At 69.8% G+C, this 1266-nt stretch carries 2 protein-coding genes; both read right to left on the bottom strand.

Translation table 11 applies throughout. The features are described from left to right. Positions 1-134: 134 nt before the first annotated feature. Positions 135-914 carry a glycoside hydrolase family 16 protein gene (locus CRP27_RS17800; RefSeq protein ID WP_097181949.1) on the bottom strand — a complete coding sequence of 260 codons (780 nt, stop codon included), beginning with the start codon at positions 912-914 and terminating at the stop codon, positions 135-137. Between the two features lie 233 nt (positions 915-1147). Next, positions 1148-1258: an amino acid permease C-terminal domain-containing protein gene (locus CRP27_RS17795; protein WP_369680025.1), complete on the bottom strand. Its 111-nt coding sequence runs from the start codon at positions 1256-1258 to the stop codon at positions 1148-1150. Positions 1259-1266 lie beyond the last annotated feature (8 nt).

The following is a 1266-nucleotide window of genomic DNA, read 5'->3' as shown; positions in this document are numbered from 1 at the left end:
CAGCGACTTCCTCGAGACCGGGGACCGCAGTGCGGACTCGAGCCGGTCGCGGGAACTCCTCCGGTGGTTCCGGAACCACCCGATGGCGGACCCGACGGCGGCGAAGGGGAAGCACCGCCGCGACGACTGAGCGTTCAGGTCCGGTCCCAGGTCCGGACCCAGTCGATCATCAGGTGCCCACTCGACCCCCAGTTGCCGATCTGGAACATGTACCGGTGCGGGGTGGTCGGGACGTCGTGCGTCACGGACATCACGAGCTTGCCGTCGAGGTAGTACTTGACGTATTTCCCCGGCGCCCACTGCGTCGTGTACGTGTGCCAGTCGCGCCAGGAGACGTCCGCGGTGTACGACACCTTCTCCTGTTCGTGTCCGGGCACCATCAGGTGGTGGAACGCGTGCACCGCGCCGTCGAAGTTCCCCTCGGGGTAGTTGAGCTCGCCCTCCGACCAGTCGTCCGACGTCGGCCAGAGCATCACCGCGAGCCCGTTGTCGCCACCGCCCGTCGCTCGCGCTCGGATGCTGAAGGTGCCCCCGACGTGCGTCCACGCGCCGGTCGGTGTGCCGAACGTGCCGGCTGCACCGTGCTCGCCGTCCATCGCGACGTCCATGGAGCCGTCGTGGGCGCTGATGATCTTGCCGGACCAGTACTTCCCGCCCATGCCGTCCGGGTACGGCTGCCAGGACTGCGCGTACGTCGCGGCGAAGGGGCCGCCGGCTGCTGCCGGGGTGTCGAAGTCCTCCTCGAACGTCGGGGCGCCGAGGTCGGGGAGTGTCGGGACAGGGCGTGCTGACGGTGTCGGCACGGCGCTCCCCGTGGGGTCGGGTTCGCCGGACTCGGCGGTGCTCACGACGGTCAGGGACAGCGCGGTGGAGAGCACCGCGATCGCCGCGATCATCAGCAAGTGTTTGACCATCGGGTCGCCGGCCGTCCTTCTCGTGAGTGGGTGTCACGAGGCTAGGCAGCCGGGTGCCGCGGTTCTGTCCCCTGGAAGGGGGGTGCACGCGTCAGGACTGGGAAGTGCGGTCAGACGGTGCGGGACGCGTGCGGTTCCGCCACGGTGCCGCTGCGGTCACCCGCACGCCGGTTGCGGTCCGGGTGCGGGGCCGTGCGGTCTCGCGCAAGGGTCCGCGGGCGGGGCAGAGCGGGTCAGTGGTCGGCGTGCTCGGCGAGCTTGCTGTGCTTGCGGGAGTAGCCGAAGTACACGCCGAGGCCGATCGCGAACCACACCGCGAACCGCACCCAGGTCTCCCACTGCAGGAACGTGA

This window comes from Curtobacterium sp. 314Chir4.1, assembly GCF_900215175.1.
Taxonomy (GTDB): Bacteria; Actinomycetota; Actinomycetes; order Actinomycetales; family Microbacteriaceae; genus Curtobacterium; species Curtobacterium pusillum_A.
Note: the sequence above shows the minus strand (reverse complement) of the source record. Positions and strands in the feature narration are given on the sequence as shown.

Coding starts and splice junctions, on each gene's coding strand:
- CRP27_RS17800 (WP_097181949.1), bottom strand. CDS start 914: ATGGTCAAACACTTGCTGATGATCGCGGCGATCGCGGTGCTCTCCACC.